A 24523-nucleotide genomic window follows, 5' to 3' on the forward strand; every position below is an offset into this window, starting at 1 on the left:
AACGAGATGTTTCCATGACTCCATCACACCTCAAACCGTTGGCCGCCCTGGCGTTGAGCGCCTTGTGCGGTGCGCTGCTGCCGGGCCTGGCCCAAGCCGCCGAGCCACAGCCGGGCAAAGTGTTCAAAGACTGCAAGGACTGCCCGGAGATGGTGGTCTTACCCGCCGGCACCTTCACCATGGGCACCCCGGAAGATGAAGCCGGCCGCGAACCGGATGAAGGCCCCATGCATGCCGTTACGTTCGCCAAGCCTTTCGCGATGAGCCGCTTTCATATCACCGCCGGGGAGTGGGACAGCTACATCCGCCAGACCGGCGTGAAAATTGCCGACGGCGACACCCGCCCCGGTCGTGAATGCATCGCCAGCAAGCCTCGCTACCCCCAAGGCCCGCGCCAGCCGGCGGTGTGCATGGACATGGATGACATCAAGGCCTACGTGGCGTGGCTGTCGAAAAAGACCGGCCAGCAGTACCACATGGTCAGCGAGGCTCAGCGTGAGTACGCCGCGCGTGCCGGGTCCACCGGGCCGTTCCCCTTCCCGTTCGATGAGGGCAAGGGCTACAGCATCGCCAAGCATGCCAACACCTATGGGCCAGCGGACGGCTACAGCTATTCGTCGCCGGTGGGCAGCTACCCGCCGAATGCGTTCGGCATGTACGACATGCATGGCAATGTCTATGAACGGGTTGCCGACTGCTATCACACCAGTTACGACGGCGCGCCCACCGATGGCAGCGCCTGGGTTGAGCCCGGCTGCAAGCTCTACCAGATACGCGGCAATGACTGGGGCGAAGCGCCGGTGTTTTCACGCTCGGGCAACCGCAACAACATTTACCCGAACGGGCGCGGTGACTGGATCGGCTTTCGCGTGGTACGCGACCTCTGAACAACGCCTGCCAGTACCAGGTCGCCGTTAATCGGCGACCGTCTAAATTAAGCGCGTGACCAGACGTTCTACAGGGTATCTGCCTCTGCGACCCAAGGAACAGTCCCCCCATGAACCATCCTCCACGCGGCGCCCTCCACGAATTGTTCGTGCTGCTCAAACCCTTCCGTTTTATTGTCAGCCTGTCGATCCTGCTCGGTATGGTCGGCGGCTTGAGCGTGACGGTGTTGCTGGCGACGATCAACAGTGCCCTGCACTCCCAGGACGGCCTGACCCAGGGTGTGGTGCTGCTGTTCGCAGGGCTCTGCGTGCTGGCGCTGTTCAGTTCGATCTGCTCCGACATCGGCACCAACTATGTCGGGCAGCACATCATTGCCAAGCTGCGCAAAGAGCTGGGTGAAAAAGTGCTTTCAGCCCCCATGGAGCAGATCGAGCGCTACCGCAGCCATCGCCTGATCCCCGTGCTGACCCACGACGTGGACACCATCAGCGATTTCGCCTTCGCCTTCGCGCCGCTGGCCATTTCCCTGACGGTCACCCTGGGTTGCCTGGGTTACCTGGCGATGTTGTCGTGGCCGATGTTCCTGATGATGGTGGTCGCCATCATCATCGGCACCGCCATTCAATACCTGGCCCAGGGCCGTGGCATCAAGGGCTTCTTCGCCGCACGGGACGCCGAGGACGAGTTGCAAAAGCACTACCACGCCATTGCCGAAGGTGCCAAGGAACTGCGCATCCACCGCCCACGTCGCCAACGCATGTACGACTCGGGCATCAAGGCAACGGCCGATTTCATCTGCAAGACCCAGATCAAGTCGATCAACACGTTCGTGGTCGCCAAGACGTTCGGTTCCATGCTGTTTTTCGTGGTGATCGGGCTAGCCCTGGCGCTGCAATCGTTTTGGCCAAGCAGCGACAAAGCCGTGATGAGTGGCTTCGTCCTGGTGCTGCTGTACATGAAAGGCCCGCTGGAACACCTGATCGGCACACTGCCCATCGTCAGCCGCGCACAAATTGCGTTTCGCCGCATCGCCGAGCTGTCCGAACAATTCTCATCGCCTGAACCGCACCTGCTGCTCGCGGACAAAGGCTTCAAGGCCAGCCCCGTGCACCACCTGGAACTGCGCGATGTCAGTTTCGCGTTCCCGCCGGTGGCCGGCAGTGATGCGTTCCGCCTCGGCCCGGTCAACCTGACGATCAAAGAAGGCGAGATCATCTTCATCGTTGGCGAGAACGGCTGCGGCAAGACCACTTTGATCAAGCTGTTACTGGGCCTGTATTCACCCCAACAGGGCGAAGTGCGCCTCAATGGGCAGCCGGTGGACGCGCTCAACCGTGACGATTACCGCCAGTTGTTCACCACCATCTTCGCCGACTACTACCTGTTCGACGATGTGGTCCAGGGCGACCAGCACATCCCGGAAGATGCCAACCAATACCTGCAACGCCTGGAAATCGCGCACAAGGTCAGCGTACAGGACGGCAAGTTCACCACCACCGACCTGTCCACCGGCCAACGCAAGCGCCTGGCCCTGGTCAACGCCTGGCTCGAAGAACGCCCGGTGCTGGTGTTTGACGAATGGGCTGCCGACCAGGACCCGACGTTCCGGCGAATCTTCTACACCGAGCTGCTGCCCGACCTCAAGCGTCTGGGCAAGACCATCATCGTGATCTCCCACGACGACCGATATTTCAACGTCGCCGACCAACTGGTGCGCATGGAAGCCGGCCGGGTGCACAGCGAAAAAACCGTCGCCGCCTGACAGTCACCGCATCGCCAAGGCCGGGTCATTGACCCGGCCTTCGGCCATTTCGGGCAGCGCAAACACCCGCCCTTTCGGCTCAACATCTTAGTTTTATTGAAAAAAACTCAAAGAATTCATCCGGTTTTCACGTGTTCGTTCGTTCTATAAAGAATAAGAACCACTCCCAACAACACAACCTTCACAAAAGAGCACCTGTTAATGCACGTCTTCCCCAAGATGACCCCGCTGGCGACATTGCTGGTCAAGCAGTGCCTGAGCCGTCACCGCCTCCCCACGTCGTTGCTGTTGGGTGCCTGCGTCTCCTTCCCGATCATGGCCCAGGCCCAGCAAGTCAACTTCGACATTCCTGCACAGTCCCTGGGCAGCGCCCTGCAACGTTTTGGCACTCAGGCCAACACCCAGTTGCTGTACAGCCCGGACCAGACCAAGGGCCTGAGCAGCCAGGCGGTACACGGCAGCATGGAACCGGCCAAGGCCTTGGCACAGATGCTCGCCGGCACCGGGCTGTCGTTCGACATCCAGGGCAATGCCGTGACCTTGATCGCACCCGCCGGCGCCGCGGTACAACTGGGCGCCACCACGATCACCGGTGCCGGGTTGGCAGCGACCACCGAGGGGACGCATTCGTACAGCACAGGCAGCACCAACACGGCCACCAAGCTGCCGATGTCGATTCGTGAAACCCCGCAGTCGGTCACCGTGGTGACGCGCCAGCGCATCGAAGACGAAAACCTGGTCAACCTGGATGACGTGCTGACCAACACCACCGGCGTCACGCTGACCAAAAACGGTTCGGAGCGCTCCAACTACTACGCTCGCGGCCAGCAGATCGACACGTTGCAGATCGACGGCGTGCCGACCAACATCTCCAACTCCTACTCCCTCGACGCCATATCCAAGCCCAATACCGACTTGTACGACCGCATTGAAGTCGTGCGCGGCGCCAACGGGCTGATGCAGGGTGCAGGCAACCCTTCGGCGGCGATCAACCTGGTGCGCAAGCGCCCAACGGTTGAGCCCCAAGTGCAGATCACTTCGTCGATGGGCTCTTGGGACACTTATCGCAATGCCGTTGACGCCAGCTCCGCCCTCAACGATGCGGGTACGCTTCGTGGCCGCACCGTGGTGGCTTACAGCAAGGGGCATAGCTACCGCGACGAGGCCGAAAAGGAAAACACCCTGGTCTACGGCATCCTTGAGGCAGACCTGGATGACACCTCCATGGTCACCGTGGGTTTCAGTTACCAGAAAGACCGTAACCCGGGTTACGACTGGAGCGGCCTGCCGACCAAGACCAACGGCACGTTCTACCCGTTTTCGCGCTCCACGGCGTTGACGGCTGACTGGGCCAAGCTGAACAAGACCAACACCAACGTGTTCGCCGACTACCAGAAGCGCTTTGACAATGACTGGAAGCTGGTGCTGTCCGCCAACCAGATCTGGGCCAAGTCCGACTTCCTCGCCAACTACACCTGGCCCGTCGCCGGCAGCCCCGACTCGTTCACCCTCAACCCGCGTGGTTTTCGCTACAACGATACCCAGACCAGCGTCGACGGCTACCTGAGCGGGCCATTCCAGATGCTGGGCCGCCAGCATGACCTGATCTTCGGCATCAACGCACGCCACGATGACTTCGACTACCACGGCGGGCGTGATGCCAGCTACAGCTACATCTTCAACGTCAACGACCTGAGCGGCTTCAACCCACCGGCACCGAACATCAACTACAGCCAGTGGAAGTACAACTACACCACCGAACAGGAAGGCGCCTACCTGGCCACCCGCCTGAGCCTGACCGACTCCACCAAGCTGATCCTGGGCTCCCGTGTCAGCTGGTACAAAACCACCACCGACCTGGTCGGCGTCAAGGGTGAGTACGCCAAGAACGGCAACGTGGTGCCGTACGCCGGTATCGTTCAAGACCTGAACGAAAACTTCTCGGCCTACGCCAGCTACACCGAAATCTTCAAGCCGCAGAACAACGTCGACGTCAACGGCTCGCTACTTGACCCGGCCACCGGCAGCAACTACGAGATCGGCGTAAAAGGTGAAACCCTCGACAAGCGTCTCGGCGGTTCGGTTGCGTTGTTCCAGACCGACCTGACCGGTGTGGCCGAGACGACCAGCCCGTGCAGCGAAGGCGTGCTCAGCTGCTTTAAACCGTCGCAGAAAATCCGTACCCGCGGTATCGATGTCGAAGCCTACGGCGAGCTGCTGCCTGACTGGAACATTTCGGCCGGCTACACCTACAGCGCACCCAAGTATGCCGGTGGCGCCAGCAAAGGCACTGCCGCCTCGACGTACATCCCGCGCCACCTGTTCAAACTCTCCACCGACTACCGCTTGCCGGCACCGGTGAACAATGTACGCATCGGCGGCAGCGTGCTGGCGCAGACTCACATGTACGAAGAAACCGGCACCTTCCGGGTTGAACAATCCGGTTACGCGCTGACCAACTTCCATGCGGTCTACGAGTTCAACAAGAACTACGAAATGCAGTACAACTTGAACAACGCGTTCGACAAGAAGTACTACCAGACCGTGCAGTACAACAACTACAACAACTTCTACGGTGACCCACGCAACTTCACCGTTACCCTGCGGGCCAAGTTCTAAGGCCTGATCATCGCCGTGCCACCCGGCACGGCGATTCTGCTTCCCCCCGCCTACACCTCTGCTACTGCCCGCCGGATGGCTTCGGCAATCGCCAGGCGCACATCACTCGCTTCATCCACAATCGCATCCATGCGCAAAAAATCATGCACCATGCCCTCGCACACTTGCAATTGCACAGCCACGCCCGCCTGGGTCAAGTGCTGAAAGTACGCCATGCCCTGATCAAACAGCGGGTCGCAATCGGCCAGTACCAACTGCACGGGCACCTGCGGCGTTGCAACGGGCCCCAGCAGTGGCGACAACCGTGGGTCCAGTCGCTGGCTCAGGTCAGGCGCATAGTGCTGGTAAAACCACTCCAGGGTGGCGGTCTCCAGCAAGTGCCCAGTGGCGAAACGTTGCAGTGATGGGGTCTGGCTGGTGGCATCGGTGACGGGATAGATCAGCACCCGCAGGCGCGGCAACACGCCCGTGGTACCGACCTGTGCCGCCAGGCTGCCGCCGACGCTGTCCCCCGCCACCACCAGGCGCTGAGGGTCAAAACCCAACGCGTCGGCCTGCTCGACCACCGCGGCCCAGGCATCCTCGGCATCGTGACTGGCAGTCGGAAAGCGCCATTGCGGTGCAAGTCGATAGTCAACGGCCAGCACCGGCAAATCACAGTCAAGGGCCAAGTCCCGGCACAGCGCATCGTGGGAATCCAGGCTGCCCACCACATAACCACCGCCATGCAAATACACCACGGCCGCCGAACGCACGCCGGCCACCCGCGTGCCCGGGGCATACAAACGCGCCTGCAACGCATACCCGTCACGTGCGGTAAAGCTAAGGTGCTCGACCTGGACCTCTTCATCACCGCCCAGGCTCATCAAGGCCGAGGACTGATCGAAAGCATCACGGGCCTGTTGCGGGGTCATCTGGTGCATGGCCTGGACCTTGCCACTGTCACGCGCAGCGTTGACCAGTTGAAGGTAGGCCGCAATATCAGGATTAAGATTCAAAGGGAAACTCCAATGCCCGGCCGAATGGCCGGGCATGTTCAGGTTGGAAGAAAAGTCAGTCTGCGGCCAGCACGGCCAGTTGCGGGCTCAGTGCATCCACCACGGCGTCAAGCCAGACCTCATTGCGAGGTAGCTCGAAGTGCCCACAGGCCAGTGTGCCGGCTTGATCGAGCGTCTGGCCCAATTGCTCGGCCATGGCCTGGCGATGAACCTGACGCCCTGGCACCCACCAGCTGTGAACGTCCGCCCGCAACGGCAGGCAATGGTCTTGCGCGAGGGCCAGGCGCTTGAGTTGACGCGCCGTATTGAACAGGTTCAGCCACTCCTCCAGGCTCAAGGCAATGTACGCACCGCCTTGGCGATCAGCCTCGCGCATGGCCTGACGCAGATAGTCGAGGGCGGTCGCTTCATTGGCCTCACGCCCCTGGTCGACAACCGGTGCATCCGGCGCCATCCAGCCAAGCAGGCTTTGCAGGTCGGCATGCCAATCCCCTGGGGCATCCATGTCGACCTGTTCGGTGCCGGGCACAAAGCTGTCCGCCAGGCCGATAAACGCCACGTGCTGGCCCTGACGCTCCAGTTCGGTGGCCACCAGTGCCGCCAACGTACCGCCCAGTGACCAACCCAGCAGGTGGTAAGGCCCTTGCGCCTGATAGCCACGAATGGCGGCGGCGTAGTCGATGGCCATGGCGTGCAACGACAGATCCTGGTGTGCAGGGTCCAGCAACATTCGGCATGGCAGACCCACGACGGTGCGCACGCCTTGCAGGCGGCGGGCCAGCGGCTCGTAGTCGAACACGGTGCCAAAGCCCGCGTGCAGGCAGAACAGCGCCGGCACCTGCGCCACTGCGCTATTAAGCGCTAAGGTCGGCGACAACGCCGGCCCGGCCGCGTGTTCGGCGGTCAACTCGGCGATGGTCGGTCGGCTCACCAGGTCACGCAGCTTCAAGCGCAGCCCCAGGCGGCTGAGACTGCGGGACTTGGCCACCACTTGCAGGCTGAGGATCGAGTCCCCACCCAGCTCGTAGAAGTTGTCGTGCAAGCCTACCTGCTCCACCTTGAGCACCTGTGCCCAGATCGCCGCCAGGGCTTTTTGCAGCTCGGTCTGCGGTGCCACATAGTGCCGCTGCTCAGTGCCAGGCACCGGCAGGCTGCGACGGTCAATCTTGCCATTGGGGGTCAAGGGCAAGCTGTCCAGTACGGTCAGGCTTGATGGCCGCATGTAGTCGGGAAGTGCTTGTTCCAGGGCCTGATTCAAGGCGTCCCGAGGGTCGCCAGGCTGGCCGGGCTCAAGCATCACCACATAACCGGCCAAGCGTTGACCGCTGACCGAAGGATGCGCCACGACTACCGCATCGCGCACCCCGGCGCAGCGTTTCAGGCACGCCTCGACTTCACCCAGCTCGATACGGAACCCACGCACTTTGACCTGTTGATCAAGACGGCCCAGGTAATCATGGCCGCCATCGGCACGCAGGCGCACCAAGTCGCCCGTGCGGTACAAGCGTTGCCCCGGGCCACCGAATGGGTCAGCGACAAATCGCTCGGCGCTCAGCCCCGGACGGTCCAGGTAGCCTCGCGCCAGGCCTTCACCGCCCAGATAAAGCTCACCGGCCAGGCCCTGTGGCAACAGGTTCAGGTCGGCATCCAGTACATAGGCGCTGCGCTGGCCCACAATGGAACCGATAGGGGCGTAGGCCGTGTCACAGGGTTGCGTGTGGCCGGCTTTCCAGATCAGCGGCGTCACCACGGTTTCGGTCGGGCCATAGCCATTGATGATCCAATGGGGCGCCAGCGCGGCCTTGACCCGTTCGAACGACGCCTTGGGCACCGCGTCGCCACCGAAGCAGTAAACCCGCACAGCAGGTGGTGCCTCCGCCTCCTGCTCGGCCTGTTCAGCCAGTTGTTGCAGGTACACCGGCGGGAACGCAGCCACGGTCACGTGATGCCGACGCATCTGATCCAGGGTCTGCGGGGCCGTCCATAAGCTGTCGCCACGCAACAACAGGCGAGCACCGTGGGTCAGGGCGGTGAGCCAACGTTCATGGGCACCGTCGAAGGCAAAGGACATGAAATGCAGCTCGCAGTCCGCCGGGCTCATTTCATACAGCGCCCCCACGGCCTGGCAATGCATCGCCAACGGGCCATGGCTGACCGCGACACCTTTGGGCAAACCGGTTGAGCCAGAGGTGTAGATCACATACGCCAGGTTACGCGGATCAACCGTCACCGCGACCTCATGACCCGGCTGTGCCGCCAGGTCCAGACCGGGCACATCCACCGCCATGACCCCTTGCGGGATCGGCAAACGCTCGCGCTGCACGGCATCGGTCAACACCAGCGCAACACCCGAGTCCTGCATCTGCCAGGCGAGGCGGTCGCGTGGGTAATCCACATCCAGCGGCACATAGGCGCCACCGGCCTTGAGCACCGCCAGCAAGGCGATCAACAGGTGTTCATCGCGTGGCAACGCCACCGCGACCCGTACTTCTGGCCCCACGCCCTGGCTCACCAGCCAGTGCGCCAAGCGATTGGCCCTAAGGTCGAGCTCGGCAAAACTCAAGCTGGCACCCTCGGCACAGATCAGCGCCACCGCCTGCGGTGTCTCACGCGCCCAGTCGGCAATGCGCTGGTGCACCGCCGACTCGGCCACTGCCACGGCTTGTTTAATCGGATGCTGCGGTGCCAGGCAAGGCAGGCCGATACCACCCAAAGGCCGCTCGGCATTATCGGCCAGTGCCAACAACAGGCTTTCCATCGCAACGCGAATCGCCGCTACGTCCTGCTCATCGAAGTGCTGGCGCAGGAACATGTACTCGATCACCAACACATCGCTGAGGGTGACCATCAGGTCCATCGGCAGGTTGGTCAGGCCGACACTGTCCATTTCGCCAAAACGCAGACTCTCGTCCTGCCAGTCGCGCAGGGTTTGGTCGACCGGCTGGTTCTCGAACACGATGATGCTGTCGAACAACCCTTGGCCGGCACGTCCGGCCCAGCGCTGGATATCTGCCAACGGCGTGAACTCAAAATCTCGCATGGCCAAGTTGCGCGATTGCAGGTCGCGCAGCCACTGGCCCACCAATCGGGCCGGATGAACTTCATGGATCACCGGCAAGGTGTTGATGAACAACCCGAGCATCGCGTCGCTATCGGCCAGGTTCGCCGGGCGCCCCGCCACGGTCGCGCCGAAAGCGACGGTGGCCTGGCCGCTGTAGCGGCTGAGCAGCAGCAACCACGCACCTTGCACCAAGGTGTTGAAGGTGATGCGCTGGTGTTGGGCGAAGGCTTTCAGGCGTTCGGTGACGTCGCGGTCAAGGCGCGTGTAGAGCGCCTGATGGCCCTCCCCCGTGGCGCGCCGTGGCTGGCTGGCCGCCAGCAGGGTCGGCTCGGTCAGTTGCTCGGTCTGCCCGCGCCAGAAGGCTTGCCCGGCCGCTGCGTCCTGGCTGCGCAACCAACCGATGTAGTCACGATAAGGGACGGCCGCCGGCAGCGATTTACCGGCGTACAACGAAAGAATCTCGCCCATCAGCTGGGAGGTGCTCCACCCGTCGATCAACAGGTGATGGTAGGTCCAGATCAACTGATGCCCACCACTGGCCAAGCGTACCAGCATGACCCGTTGCAGCGGCGGCTCAGCCAGGTCGAAGCCCCGTTCGCGCTCGATACGTGCCAGGTCAGACACCTGCGCAGCGTCGCGATCACTGCCGTCGAGCTCGGTAAAGTCCAGCACTACGTCTTGCAGCACGAACTGTAGCGGCTCTTCCAGGCCTTGCCAGAGGAAGCCGGTGCGCAGGATATCGTGGCGCTGCACCACCTGGGCCCACGCAGCGCGCAGGCGTTGCGGGTCGAGGCCGTCGACGGGCAAGCTCAGTTGGTTGACGTAAAGCTGCGCGTCCGGGCTATCGAGGCCAAGGAACAACATGCCCTTCTGCATCGGCGACAGGCTGTAGAGCCCGGTGACCTGCCCGTGAGGCAGCGGCAAGGCATCGACTTCGGCCTGGCTCAAGCCATGCCAGCTCTGAGGTACAGGCGCAGGCGCCGGTGCCGACGCCGTGCCGACTTTCAAGGCCAGGCGGGCGACGGTCTGTTGCTCGAAGATATCCTTGGGTTCGATCACCAACCCCAATTGGCGGGCCCGATTGACCACCTGGATCGACACGATGGAATCGCCGCCCAGTGCAAAGAAATTATCCTCGGCATTCACCTGTTCAAGGCCCAGCACCGCTTCCCAGATGCGCGCCAACGCGACTTCGTTCGCCCCTTGCGGTGGGCGCGAAGGCGCCAGCAGCACTTCGGGATCAGGCAGTGCCTTGCGGTCGAGTTTGCCGTTAGGGCTCAGTGGCATGCAGTCGAGCACCTGGAGATGCGCAGGCACCATGTAGTCGGGCAGTACCGCTTGCAACTGCTTGGTAATGGCCGCGATTAGTTGCAACCGATCTTGTGGGGCTTGTGCCGTGGCAACCAGGTACGCAATCAGGCGCTTGCCATCACGTGCTACCACCACTGCCTCACGCACCCACGCGCTTTCCAGCAAGCGGGCTTCGATTTCGCCCAACTCGATGCGCAAACCACGGATCTTCACTTGATGGTCGATGCGACCCACATATTCAATCACGCCATCGTCGCGCTGGCGGGCCAGGTCGCCGGTGCGGTACAGGCGCTCACCGTCGCCGAACGGGCTGGCGACGAAACGCTCGGCCGTCAATGCCGGGCGCTGATGGTAGCCGCGCGCAAGGCCAATGCCGCCCAGGTACAACTCGCCGACAAGGCCGGGTTGCAGCGCACGCAGGGCACTGTCGAGCACGTAGGTGCTCAGGTTGGCAATGGGTTGGCCGATGGGCACGCTGTCGCTGTTCTCATCGCGGCATTGCCAGAACGTCACGTCGATGGCCGCTTCGGTCGGGCCATACAGGTTGTGCAGTTCGACACCCGGCAGTTGCTCGAACACTTGCCGCTGGGCTTCCACCGGCAGTGCTTCGCCACTGCAAATGATGCGGCGCAAGCCTGTGCATCGGGCAGCCTGAGGGTCTTGCATGAAAGCCTGGAGCATCGAAGGCACGAAGTGCAAAGTGGTAATGCCCTGCTCGATGATGCGCGCCGCGAGACGAGCCGGGTCGCGGTGTTCGCCCGGCAACGCGAGCACCAGAGGCACGCCCATCATCAACGGCCAGAAGAACTCCCACACCGACACATCGAAGCTGAACGGCGTCTTCTGCAACACTTTGTCGCCTGCACCGAGGCCATAGGCCTCCTGCATCCAGGCCAGGCGGTTGTACAACGCGCCGTGACTGTTGCCGGCCCCTTTGGGCAGGCCGGTGGAGCCGGAGGTGTAGATGACATAGGCCAGGTTTTCCAGGGCCAGTGAGACCTGCGGATCATGTTCGGGGTAGCCCGCTGCGATATCCGCCAAGCCATCGAGCCACAGGCACGCCTGAGTACCCGCCAACGGCAGGCGCTGACGCAAATGGGCCTGGCCGATCACCCAATGCGCAGCACAGTCCTGTACCAGGTAGGCCAGGCGTTCGGCGGGCAGTTCCGGGTCGATAGGCACGTAAGCGCCGCCGGCCTTGAGCACCGCCAGCAAGGCCACCACCATCTGCGGGCTGCGCTCGGCAATAACGGCCACACGGCTTTCGGCGCCAACGCCCTGCTCGATCAATTGATGCGCCAGACGGTTAGCCAATGCGTTGAGCTGGCCGTAGTCGAAGCGGTCCTGGGCAAACACCAGCGCCTCGGCACGCGGGTTTGACCGTGCCCGCGCTTCAAACAATCGATGCACGGGCTGCGCAGCCGGGTAGTCCCGGTGCGTGGCGTTCCAGTCGCGTACCACGCGCTGATCATCGTCACGGCTCAGTACCTGTAGCTCACCGAGGCAACGGTCTGGGTGCTCACACAGGTGCTCCAGCACGGTAGCCAGTTGCGCCAACAAGCGCTCGGCGCTCATGCCGTCGGCCAAGCCCACGCAGCTCAAGCCCAACGCCAACACGTGGCTGTGGTGCACGGTGAGGGTAAAGGGCAGGTGCGTCTGTTCACGGCTATTGACCGTGGAGAAGCGCAACCCCGCCGGCGCGCCAGCGCTAAGGGCCTCGGCAACCGGGTAGTTTTCAAACACCAGCAAGCTGTCGAACAGCGCCTGGGGCTCGAAAGCGGCACAGCGCTGGATATCCGCCAGCGCGCAGTGCTCATGCTCGCGAATCGCCAGGTTGCGGGCTTGCAGGCCTTGCAGCCAAGTGCCGACCGGCACCGCCTGATCGACCTCGACCACCACCGGCAAGGTATTGATGAACAAACCCACTTGCTGTTCGATGCCTGCCAACTCCGCCGGACGGCCCGCCACCGTGGCCCCGAACGCTACCACCGGTTGGCCGGTGCAACGTTGCAGCAACAAGCTCCAAGCGCCCTGCACCAGCGTGTTAAGCGTGACTTTACAACCACGGGAAAACTGCGCCAGACGCTCGCAGGCGCGCTCATCCAGCTGGTATTCGGCCTGGTGCCTTGCCACCTGGGCCGGGTCGACCGGTGCGCGATGGGCAAACGCGTCGGCCAGCAGTGTCGGCGCCGGCAACGGCGCCAGTTGGGCCTGCCAGAAGCGCTGGCTGGCCGGGCCGTCCTGGCGCTGCAACCACGCAATGTAATCGCGGTAACGCCCGCGAACCGGCGCGGCGACTTGCCCGGCGTAGGCCTGCAACACCTCGCCGAACAACTGCGAACTGCTCCAGCCATCCATCAAGACATGATGGTTGGTGTAGATCAGGTGAAAGCGCTGCTCTGCCAGCCGCACCAAGACCATGCGCAGCAACGGTGCCGCCGCCGGGTCAAAGCCCGCTTGACGTTGCGCCAGGGCCAAGGCATCAAGCGCATCGGCATCGAATGGGCGGTCGCGCCAATCCACTACCTGCAACGGAAACACCAGGTGCTTGTGCACCAGTTGCACCGGCTGCTCAAAAGCACCGCCCCAGAGGAACGCGCTGCGCAGGATGTCATGGCGGTCCATGGCCTGTTGCCAGGCCTGTGCGAAGCGCTCTACCTCCAGGCCTTCGACATCGGTGCGCAATTGGTTGATGTAGTCACCGGCGCCCTGCTGATAAAGGCTATGGAACAACATGCCTTGCTGCATCGGTGACAACGGATACAGGTCCTGCACGTGACGCGCGGGCACTGGCAAATGATCAAGCTGAGCCTGTTGCACGTTCAGCAATGGGAAGTCGGACGGGGTCAACGCGCCCGCCTCCGGCTGGCAGCAGTGGTCGACCAGGGCCTCAAGATGGCGCAGGTAGTCATCTGCCAGACGCGCGATCGCAAATTCGTCGAACTGACGGCTGGAGAATTTCCAGGTCATCGACAACTTGCCGCCTTCGACACGCCCGTTGATCGTCAGCCAGTTACCCAGTGGTGCGTCTTCGTCCTGGTTGCTGCCGGCGGTCTGCTCGGCGGGCTGGAACAAGGCGCCGGCATCCTCGGCAAAGCCCCCATCGACCTGCCCCAGGTAGTTGAACGTGATGCGCGGTTGCGGCAACGCCGCCAGGCGCGCCTGGGTGGGCGCATCCGCCAGATGGCGCAACACACCAAAGCCCAAGCCTTTATCGGGCACGGCACGCAGCTGCTCCTTGATGCACTTGAGCGTGGCGCCAAGGTCGGCCCCCACACTCAGGCGTACCGGGTAAGTGCTGGTGAACCAGCCGACGGTGCGGGTCAGGTCGATGCCGTCGAAGGTGTCTTCCTCGCGACCATGGCCTTCGAGTTGAACCAGCGTATCGGCGTGCCCGGTCCAGCTGTGTACTGCCAGGGCCAAGGCCGCCATCAACAGGTCATTGATCTGGGTACGGTAGGCCGCTGGCGCTTGTTGCAGCAGGCGTTGGGTCTGTAGCGCGCCGAGTTCGACGTGCAACTGGCAGGCATCGTGGTTGCGCGCGACAGTGCCCGGGGCCTTGCATGGCAAATCGGCGAATTGGCCAACGGCCAACTGCTCCCAGTAGCCGATCTGGTCTTGCCAGCGCGGCTCAACCAGCGCCTCGGCAAGGCGCTGGGCCCAGGCCTTGACGCTGGATGTGCGGGCTGGCAAGGCCAGTGCCTGGCCTTGAGCGAGGCGGCGGTAGCTGTCTTGCAGGTCTTCAAGCAGGATGCGCCAAGACACCCCGTCCACCACCAAATGGTGCACCACCAACAATAGACGCTGCTCGTTATCGGGCAGGCTCACCAGCACTGCACGCAGCAGCGGGCCTTGGGCCAGGTCCAGGCTGCGCTGGGCTTTTTCGGCGAGTGCCGGCCATTGTTCCAGACTGTCCAATTGCTCATGCCAGAGCCATTGCGCTGGGTCGCTGGCTTCGCTGTAGTGCGCGACCATCTCCCCGCCGACCCGCTCGAAACGCAGGCGCAGGCTGTCATGGTGTTGCACCAGTGCTTCTAGAACCTGCCCCAGGTGCCGGGCGTCCAACGCCTGGCGGGGTTTGAGCACCAGCGATTGGTTCCAGTGCTGCGGCTTGGGCATCGGCTGTTCAAAGAACCATTGAGCAATCGGCAACAACGCTGCCGGCCCCTGTTCCGGGCCTTGCTCGACCAGCCCGTGCGACTCGACGGCACGGGCTACCAACGCAAGCTCGCGGACACTCTGATGCAGGAACATATCCTTGGGTGTGAAACGAATACCGGCCTGGCGCGCACGCCCCACCACCTGAATGGCCACGATCGAATCGCCGCCCAGTTCGAAGAAGTTGGCGGTTGCGCTGATTGCCGTACGCCCGAGGATGTCTTGCCACAGCGTGGCGATTTGCAGCTCCAGGCCATCGGCCGGCTCGACGTGGTCTTCGGCCCGCGCGCTGAAATCCGGCGCGGGCAATGCCTTGCGGTCCAGCTTGCCGTTAGGCGTGAGCGGCAAGCTGTCCAGCAACATGAAATGCGCCGGCACCATGTAGTCCGGCAACTCGGCCTTGAGCGCAGCACGCAAACGCGTCACCAGTGTCGACGGCTCCTGGCCCTGGCGCGCCACCACATAGGCGACCAGCTGTTTGCCAGCGTGACTGTCACGCGCCTGCACCACGGCATCTTCAAGTGCAGCGTGGGCCAGCAGACGCGATTCAATTTCGCCCAACTCGATACGAAACCCACGGATCTTGACCTGCTGGTCGACACGCCCCAGGTAGTCGTATTCGCCATCGGCCCGCAGGCGCACCAGGTCGCCGGTACGGTAGAGACGCTCGCCGCGAGCGCTGAACGGGTCGGCGACAAAACGTTCGGCGGTCAGGCCCGGGCGATTGAGGTAACCCTGGGCCAGCAGGCCGCCCAGGTAGAGCTCACCACTGGCGCCGGTCGGCACCAGGTTCAGTTCGGCATCCAACACACAGGCGGTGCGCAGGCCCACCGGGCTGCCGATGGGCGCATAGGCGCTCGGGCAAGCCTGGTCGGCAGGCGCCTTCCACAGCAGCGGGGTGACCACCGTTTCGGTCGGGCCATAGCCATTGATGATGTGCTGGGGGCGCAATACCTCACGCACTCGCTCAAAGCTGGCATTGGGCACGGCGTCGCCGCCAAAACAGTAGATGCGAACCGCGGGAACCGGGCCGTGCAAGGCGGCGTGCTCGGCCAGTTGCTGCAGATACACCGGCGGGAACGCGGCGACGCTCACGCCGTGGGCGTGCATGGCGTTCAGCGTCTGCTCCGGTGTCCACAGGCCTTCTTCACGCAGCAGCAGGCGGCCGCCATGGGTCAGGGTGGTCAGCCAGCGCTCATGGGCACCATCGAACGCCAGCGACATGAATAGCAGCTCGCAATCGGCCGGCGTCATGACGTAGCGCTCACCAATGGCTTGGCAATGCTGGGCAATGGGTCGGTGGGCGACTTCCACGCCTTTAGGCTCACCGGTCGACCCGGAGGTATAGATCACGTAAGCCAATTGCTGGGCCGCTGTCGGCAGCTGCGGCGCCTGGCCGTCGGGGGTGGCTTCGGCCAACAGCGTGTCGATGTCCAGCGCAACCACCGCCGTGTCCGTCGGCAGGCCGGCACTGACGCTGGCATGGGTCAGCAGCAACGGCATGCCGGCATCGCGCATCAGGTAGGCCAGCCGCTGTGGCGGATGTTGCAGGTCCAGGGGCACGTAGGCGCAACCAACCTTGAGCACTGCCAACAGGGCAACGAACACCTGCTCGTCACGCGGCAGCGCAATACCGATACGCACCGCTGCACCCTGGGTGTGCAGATACAAACGCGACGCCAGGCGTTCGGCTTGTGCATCCAGCTCGGCGTAGCTGAGGGTACGGTCCTGGCAGATCACGGCGGTTGCGTCTGGGGTCTGACGGGCATGTGCGGCGATGCGTTGGTGCACCGGCACAAACGCCGCCTCGGCCGGGTCGCGCTGCCAGGCTTGCAGGGCGAGGTTGCGCTCGGCGTCATCAAGCAGCGGCAGGTCGCCCAGGGCACAGTCGCTGTAGGCGACGATGGCGGCCAACAGGTGTTGCCAGTGCTGGGCCAAACGTTCGACAGTGGCCGCCTCGAACAGGTCGCTGGCATAGGTGAAGCGTGCGCTGAGCTGACCGTTGGCTTCGCGTGTGTCGAGCGCCAGGTCGAGTTTGGCGGTCTGGTTGCGCCAGGCGACACCTTCGATACGCAGGCCAGGCAATTCCAGCAGGCTTTGCGCTGCGCTTTCGCGTTGATGGTTGAACATCACCTGGAACAGCGGCGAGTGACTGAGACTGCGTTCCGGGCTCAGGTGCTCGACCAGTTGTTCAAAAGGCAGGTCCTGATAGGCCTGAGCCTGGATGGAACGCTGCTTGACCTGCTCCAGCAAGGTGCTGAAGCTCAGCCGCCCATCCAGTTGCGACTTGAACACCTGAGTGTTGACGAAAAAGCCAATCAGGCCTTCGATTTCCGGGCGGTTGCGATTGGCAGACGGCACGCCGATGCGCACATCGGCCTGGCCGGTGTAGCGATACAACAGCGTCTGGAACGACGCCAGCAGCAGCATAAACACTGTCACGCCCTGGGCCTTGGCCAGCGCAACCAACGCCGCACTGAGCGCTGGCGGCAACTGCAACTCTACGCCGGCGCCGCGACCACTGGGAAAGGCCGGGCGCATATGGTCAGTTGGTAATTGCAGTACCGGTTGCTCGCCACCCAGCTCGCTCTGCCAGAACGCCAGTTGCCGTTCAAGCTCGCCCGCTTCCATCCAACTGCGTTGCCAGATCGCATAGTCGGCGTATTGGATCGGCAAGTCAGCCAGCGGCGCGCCCTGCCCTGCGCCGGTACGGGCCAGGTAGCCCTGCACCAGCTCGTCGACCATCAACTGCATCGACCAGCCGTCCGAGACGATGTGGTGCAGGGTCAGCACCAATACATGATCGTCAGCCGCCAGACGCAGGAGGCGCACCCGTAGCAACGGGCCGGTCAGCAGGTCGAAGGGGCGGTGGATTTCAGCTTCGATATGCGCCTGCAATTGACTGTCGGACTGCGCAGACGCGGTGAGATCCTCAACCTCAAGGGTGACCCGCGAAGGTGGCTGGATGACCTGACAGGCCTTGCCATCGCGCAAGGCAAATACCGTGCGCAACGGTTGGTGGCGCTCCACCAGTGCGTCGAACGCCTGGCCGAGGGCATCCAGGTCGAGTTGCCCGCGCATGCGCAAGGCGCGTGGCAAGTTGTAGGCCGCGCTGTCGGGCTCCAGCTGCCAGAGAAACCACAGGCGTTCCTGTGCATAGGACAGCGGCAGTGTCTCCAGGGCCGACTGGCACTCGGGCACTGGCAGGTTGGCCGGCGAGATATTTTCCTCGGCCATTTTTTCCAGGTACAGGCGCCGCTTGTCTTGCGCCATCAAGACAAAACGACGGGCGATACGGTGTGCAGCCGATTGATTGTCCATTACGCATCCACCTCGTCGAACAGGTCTTCCAGGCGGCTCAGCCGCGCCGCATCCAGGGGAGCGGAGTGTGGTTCCAAGTGTTCGACCAACGCCCCAAGCGTCGGGTAGGTAAACAGCAACTGTGGGCTCATTTTTATTCCAAGTTCCAACTGCACACGCGAGACCACGCCCATGACGAGCAATGAGTGGCCTCCCAATTCAAAGAAATTATCCTGACGCCCAATGCGTTCGCACTTGAGCACCGCCTGCCAGATGGCGGCCACCTGCACTTCACGTTCGCCCTCAAGCGCCTCGAATGGGCGCGCACTGAGCGAGTAGTCGGGGGCCGGCAAGGCGCGTCGGTCGGGCTTGCCATTGGCGGTCAACGGCAACTGATCGAGCACCACGCAATGGGCGGGCACCATGTAGTCCGGGAGCTGCTGCGCCAGTTGCCCCAGGATCGTCGCGGGCAAGGGCAACGGGCTGCCCGCACGCGGCACCACCCATGCGACCAGGCCGCCGGCAACATTGGCGTTCCACACGCCAACCACCGCATCGCTGATACCGGGTAGCGCCTTGATCGCGGCGGCGATTTCGGCAGGCTCGATACGGTGCCCGCGCACTTTGATCTGGTCGTCCAGGCGGCCGGCAAACACCAACTGGCCGTGCTGCAAGCGAACACGATCGCCCGTGCGGTAGCGGCGAGCCCCCGAAGCCGTCGGAATAAACCGCTCAGCCGTCAGGCCTGGCTGGCCCCAATACCCCTGGGCCAACCCGGCACCGCTGACGAGCAATTCGCCGAACACGCCTTCGGGCTGTGGGTTCAACTGTGCATCGACAATGTCCAGGCGCAGGTTGGCCATCGCTTGACCAAGCGGTACCGAAGCGTCACCAGAGATCCCGGCCAGAGACGTGCTGAGCACGCCAATGGTGGTTTCAGTCGGGCCGTAGTGATTGAAGACTTCGCAGCCTGGGCTCGCTTCGGCAACCCGTTGCAGCAACTCCGGTGACGTGGCTTCGCCCCCCAAGACCAGGGCACGCAGAGGCAGCACATCCGCGCCCGCCCCCTCAAGCAGCGCTTGCAAGTGCGACGGCACCACCTTGAGCAGGTCAATGCGCTCGGCCTTCATGTAAGCGCCCATGGCCAGGCTGTCGAGCGCCAGCTCGGCGGCGAGTAGATGCAGCGTGCGCCCATGGCACAGCGCACCGAACAGGCTGGTGTAGCCCAGGTCTGCGGCCACGGTGGAGACCAGCGCCACCGAGTCAATGTCGGCCCACGGCAACCATTGCCCCAGTGCCTGGATGTAGTTGACCAAGCCACCTTGACGCACTGCCACACCTTTGGGCGTACCGGTGGAGCCTGAGGTGTAGAGCAAGTAGCACAACTCATCGGCCTCGACGGCAACCGGCGTCAGCGATTGACGCTGGTGCTCACCCACCGGCACGACACCGGCCGGGTCGAGCACGCAGCAGCCCTGCCCCGCATAAGGCGCCAGCAACTGGGCCGAGCCGATCAACAACTGCGGCGCACTGTCACCCAGCGCTTGCAGGGTACGCTGCCCGGCTTGGCGCGGGTCGACGGGAATGAACACCACGCCTTGATGCAAGCAGGCGAGCACGGCAGCTACAAAGTCGATGCTGCGTTCGGCCACCACGGCCACTCGGCCCTGGCGTGCAACCCCTGCATCGGCCATGGCCTGCGCGAGGCCCAAGACCCGCCCGTGCAACTGCTCATAGGTGACACGCTGCTGCCCATCGACCAACGCCACGCGTTGCGGCGCCTGGCGGGCCTGTTGTGCAAACAGGTCAAACACCCCGGCCTGGGACGGCGCAACCGTGGCACCCAACAGCCGTGGCTGGCTGTGGGTTTCCAGAGTCACGGCGCCCAGCAATGTCTCGGGCTGCCCGACGAGCACGTCGAGCAACTGGCGATAATGCCCGGCCATGCGCTCGATAGTCGACGCGTCGAACACGTCACAGGCATAGATGAGCGTGGCGGTGATCTCGCCGTTGGCCTGCTGGGTTTCCAGGGTCAGGTCAAACTTGGCGCTGTCTTGCGGCCACGCCAGCGGCTCGGCCTGCAACCCGCCCAGCGGTGCCTGCCAAGGCGTGCTGGCGCTGTCGGCCTGGTGGTTGAACAGCACCTGGAATAGAGGGCTGTGTGCCAGGCTGCGCTGGGGCTGCAAGGCTTCGACCAACTGCTCGAAGGGCAGGTCCTGGTGCTGCTGGGCCTGCAATGCGGTCTCGCGTACGGCGTGCAGCACCTGCGCAAAGCTCTGTTGGGCATCGAGCTGGCTGCGGTGTACCTGCGTGTTGACGAAGAAGCCGATCAAGCGTTCGGTTTCCAGGCGATTGCGCCCCGCCACGGGCACGCCGACCCGCACATCCGCCTGGCCGCTGTAGCGCCACAACAGCACTTGGTAGGCCGCCAGCAGCAGCATGAACGGCGTGCATCCCTGCTGCCGGGCCTGAAGCGCCAGTGCGGCACTCAGTTCGGCGCCCAGTGCGTGGCGCACCACAGCGCCGCGCCGACTCGGCTGAGCGGGCCGTGGGCGGTCGAACGGCAGGTTCAATACCGGCTGTTCTTCACCCAGCTGTTCACGCCAGTACGCCAGTTGCTGCGCTGCGCCACCGGCGGCCATCCACTCACGTTGCGACCAGGCGTAATCGGAGTAGCTGATCGGCGCGTCTACCAGTGTTACGGCACGACGCTCGACCCGTGCGGCATACATTTCCAGCAGCTCTTGGACCATGATCTGCATCGACCAGGCGTCGGAAACGATGTGGTGTTGGGTCAACACCAGCACGTGTTCTTGCGCGCCCAGGCGCAATACGCCCAGGCGTAGCAACGGCCCTTGGGCCAGGTCGAAAGGTTGGTGTAATTGTTCGCCAATAACGGTGCGCACTTGGCTTTCATCGACCGACGTCACGGTCAGCGTCAGCGGCGTGTGATCCTGTACATCGATTTCAACCCCATCGGCCGTCGCGATGAAGCGGCTGCGCAGAGGTTCGTGACGCATGATCAGTTGGTCGAATGCTGCGCCCAGCGCCTCAAGATCCAGCGGCCCATGTAGATGCAATGCCGCCGGCAACGTGTAGGCATGACTGTCGGGTTGCAGGCACCACAGCAGCCATTGGCGCTGCTGGGCGAAGGATGGACGCCTGCGCTCTTGCGCCGGCGCCCGCAGCAACGGCAGGTTGCGCGATGCGCCGCCAAGTGACTGGACAGCCAGGGCGAAGCCCCCCAGGGTGGAGTGCTCAAACAGGGTTTTGAGGGGCACGTCGACCCCCAGGCTTTCGCGCACGCGTGAGGTGATGCGGGTCGCCAGCAGGGAGTGCCCGCCGCGCTCGAAAAAATCAGCATCAAGGCCCAGCTGCGTAACATCCAGCACCCGCTCCCAGATTGCGGCGATGGCTTTTTCCTGCTCGGTGCCGGGCATGCGAGCGGGGCCGGCGGCAACCCATTCAATGGCCGGCAGTGCATTGCGGTCGAGCTTGCCGTTGGGGGTCAGCGGCATGGCGTCGAGTACCGCCCATTGGCTGGGCAGCATATAGGCTGGCAGACGCTGGCCGAGGCCGTGCTTGAGCGACTCGATCAGCGCGGCGGGCTCCGAGGCCTCGGCCGCGACGACCCAGGCGGCCAGTTGCGCGCCACCCGCGGCCTGCACCACCTTGACCGCGGCCTCGCGCACCTGCGACAGCAACAGCAGCTGCGCCTCGATATCGCCGAGTTCGATGCGAAAACCACGGATCTTCACTTGCTGGTCGGCACGCCCCAGGTAGTCGAGCTCCCCACCCTCGCGATAGCGCGCAATGTCACCGGTGCGATAGAGGCGCTGACCTGGGCGGGCCGGGTCCGGCACGAAACGCTCGGCAGTCAGGGCGGCACGCCCCAGGTAACCCCGTGCCAGGCCCAGGCCACCAATCAACAGCTCGCCCGCGGCACCCAGCGGCGCTGGGCCGAGGTCCTGCCCCAATACTTGCAGCACGGTGTTGTCCAGCGGCTGGCCGAGCAGCACTTGCGCCTGGCCAGGCAGGATCCGTTGCGCCGACGACCAGATGGTCGTCTCGGTCGGCCCATACAGGTTCCACACCTGATCACTCAGCGCCTGCAAGCGCGCCATCAGGTCTGGGGCCAGTGCTTCACCGCCACACAGCACTAGTACATTTTTCAGTACCGACTGCAAGCCACTGTCGAGCAGCATGCGCCAGGCCGAAGGGGTCGCCTGGATCGCTTTCACCGGGCACTCCTGGAGCAGGTCGCGCAAGCGCAACGGGTCTTTTGCCTGCTCTTGGGAGGCGAGCACGACGGTCGCACCGACCGTCAGCGGCAGGTACAGCTCCAAACCGAAAATATCGAAGGAAAAGGTGGTCATCGACAGCAGTCGATCACCGGCCACCAATTGCAGGCGTTGATCCATGGCCGCGATGAAGTTGTTCAAGGCCCGGTGACTGACCATCACGCCCTTGGGCTGGCCGGTCGACCCGGACGTATAAAGGGTGTAGGCCAACTGATCCGGGTCAACGCAGGCAACGTCCAACACGGCATCACCGGGCGCACGCTGCAACCAGCCATCGATGCACAAAGTTTGTACCCCGTCGGGCACAGCCAGCTGCGCCTGCACCGCTTGCTGGGTCAACAGCAGGCGTACGCCGCTTTGTTCGAGCATGTAGGCCAGACGCTGCGCCGGAAACTCCGGGTCCATGGGCACATACGCCGCCCCCGCACGCAGGATCGCCAGCAACGCAACGACCAGTTCCGGCCCACGTTGCACCGCCACCCCGACCAACGACTCGGGGGTCACGCCCGCTTCCAGCAGCGCCAAGGCCAGCGATCGACTGGCCTGCTCCAACTGGGCGTAACTCAGGGACTGCCCGTCAAACATCAATGCAGTGGCGTTCGGTGTGCGATGGGCCTGCTCGACAAATTGCGCGTGAACCGGCAGTGGCACGGCGAGCGCCGTGGCCGGCGGGTTCCAGGCATGGAGCAATTGTTCACGCTCGCCCGCCGCCAGCAACGGCACTTCATCGAGGCGCTGACCATCATCACCGATCACCGCGTGCAGCCAAACGAGCCAGTGCTCCAGCAAGCGCTGCACGGTGCCTGCATTGAACAGCGCTGTCGGATAAATGAATTCGGCGCTCAGGCCTTCTGCGGTTTCACGCATGTACAATGTCAGGTCAAAGGCCGCCGAGGGCGCCGACCAGTCCAGGTGCTGAACGTCGAGCCCTGGCAGCACTGCGCTGGGGGCCTGCTCGCCCTGATAGTTGAAAAAGATCTGGAACAGCGGGCTGACATTAAGCTGGCGCTGGGGCTGCAAGGCTTCGACCAACTGTTCGAACGGCAAGTCTTGATAGGACTGGGCCTGGCGCGCATCGGCCATGACCTGCTCAAGCAATTGCGCGAAACCCGCCTGGCCATCGACCTGCGCCCGGTAGACCTGGGTGTTGACGAACAACCCGAGCAAGCTGTCCAGCTCACCCCGGCTACGCCCGGCCACCGGCACGCCGACACGTACGTCAGCCTGGCCGCTGTAGCGATACAAAAAGCCCTGGAAGGCCGCCAGCAGCAACATAAACAAGGTTGCGTCATTAGCCCGCGCCCGCGTTTTAAGGGCTTGCACCAGCTCGACAGGCAAACGCATACCCAGCGCCGCGCCACGCGTATCAGCCTGCACCGGGCGCGGTTTGTCGAACGGCAGCGGCAACACCGTCGCCTCACCTCCCAGGCGTTCGCGCCACCAGCCCAGTTGTCGCTCGCGCTCGCCGGCATCCAGCCACTGGCGTTGCCAGGCGGCATAGTCGGCATATTGCAGGGGCAACGGTGGCAACGCCTGCGCAGCGTAGAGCGCCATGACCTCTCGGATCAGGGTTTGCGTCGAGCTGCCATCGGAGATGATGTGATGCTGGGTCAGTAACAGCAGGTAGTCGTCGACGCCGCGCTCAAGCACCGCAACCCGCAGCAACGGCCCGGTTGCCAAATCGAATGGGCGGGCGTGGAACGCCTGCGCCGCCTGCCGATCCTGCTTATCATCGCCCGCACTGGGCAGCCGCTCAATCAGCAACTCACCCTGCCCTGCGATCACCTGCACAGGCCCGCTGGCCTGCTCGGCAAACGTCGTGCGCAACACTTCATGGCGCTGCACCAACGCCTGAAACGCCTCGCCCAGGCACGGCAGATCAAGGCTGCCGCGAATGTGCAGGGTGGCCGCCATGTTGTAGGCACAGCTGTGCGGGTCGAGGCGCCAGAGAAACCACTGGCGCTCCTGCGCAGGGGACAACAACGCCGGCTCGTCCCGGTCACGCGGCTGAATCGGAGTAATGCCGAAGAGATTGATCCCCTTCTTGCCCAGCATCGCTGCCAGCGCTTTGCGCTCGCGCGGGCTGAGTGATGCTACCGATTCCAATAGATCTTGCACGCGACCT

The 24523-nt window shown here is 63.5% G+C and carries 6 protein-coding genes; 3 read left to right on the plus strand and 3 right to left on the minus strand.

What is annotated here, in order from left to right; genetic code table 11:
• Nucleotides 1–14 precede the first annotated feature (14 nt).
• The 3 genes from pvdO (at nucleotide 15) to ICY20_RS15225 (ending at nucleotide 5269) form a co-directional block, all read left to right on the plus strand.
• Nucleotides 15–887 carry a dihydropyoverdine dehydrogenase gene (gene pvdO / locus ICY20_RS15215; protein ID WP_159959766.1) on the plus strand — a complete coding sequence of 291 codons (873 nt, stop codon included), beginning with the start codon at nucleotides 15–17 and terminating at the stop codon, nucleotides 885–887.
• A 110-nt stretch (nucleotides 888–997) separates the two neighbouring features.
• Nucleotides 998–2650 (plus strand): cyclic peptide export ABC transporter, encoded by a 1653-nt coding sequence (locus tag ICY20_RS15220; RefSeq protein ID WP_159959755.1) that lies wholly within the window; start codon nucleotides 998–1000, stop codon nucleotides 2648–2650.
• A 201-nt stretch (nucleotides 2651–2851) separates the two neighbouring features.
• Nucleotides 2852–5269, plus strand: a complete 2418-nt coding sequence (locus ICY20_RS15225) for a TonB-dependent siderophore receptor (protein WP_200846433.1) — start codon at nucleotides 2852–2854, stop codon at nucleotides 5267–5269.
• Nucleotides 5270–5319: 50 nt separating this feature from the next.
• On the opposite strand, the gene ICY20_RS15230 is transcribed toward ICY20_RS15225, so the two are convergent.
• Genes ICY20_RS15230 through ICY20_RS15240 form a run of 3 tightly spaced genes read right to left on the minus strand, consistent with a single transcriptional unit; the run spans nucleotide 5320 to nucleotide 24516 of the window.
• Nucleotides 5320–6267: an alpha/beta hydrolase gene (locus ICY20_RS15230; protein WP_194937866.1), complete on the minus strand. Its 948-nt coding sequence runs from the start codon at nucleotides 6265–6267 to the stop codon at nucleotides 5320–5322.
• Nucleotides 6268–6322: 55 nt separating this feature from the next.
• Nucleotides 6323–18118, minus strand: coding sequence for a non-ribosomal peptide synthetase (locus tag ICY20_RS15235; RefSeq protein ID WP_194937867.1), 11796 nt, complete (start codon nucleotides 18116–18118; stop codon nucleotides 6323–6325).
• A complete protein-coding gene (locus ICY20_RS15240; protein ID WP_194937868.1) occupies nucleotides 18118–24516 on the minus strand; it encodes a non-ribosomal peptide synthetase in 6399 nt (2132 codons plus the stop codon). The genes ICY20_RS15235 and ICY20_RS15240 overlap by 1 nt, the downstream gene beginning before the upstream one ends.
• Nucleotides 24517–24523 lie beyond the last annotated feature (7 nt).

The organism is Pseudomonas pisciculturae, from assembly GCF_015461805.1.
GTDB lineage: Bacteria > Pseudomonadota > Gammaproteobacteria > Pseudomonadales > Pseudomonadaceae > Aquipseudomonas > Aquipseudomonas pisciculturae.

What these genes read in the sequence shown, in the direction of transcription:
- ICY20_RS15220 (WP_159959755.1), top strand. Translation starts at nt 998, where the DNA reads ATGAACCATCCTCCACGCGGCGCCCTCCACGAATTGTTCGTGCTGCTC.
- pvdO (WP_159959766.1), top strand. Translation starts at nt 15, where the DNA reads ATGACTCCATCACACCTCAAACCGTTGGCCGCCCTGGCGTTGAGCGCC.
- ICY20_RS15225 (WP_200846433.1), top strand. Translation starts at nt 2,852, where the DNA reads ATGCACGTCTTCCCCAAGATGACCCCGCTGGCGACATTGCTGGTCAAG.
- ICY20_RS15235 (WP_194937867.1), bottom strand. Translation starts at nt 18,118, where the DNA reads ATGGACAATCAATCGGCTGCACACCGTATCGCCCGTCGTTTTGTCTTG.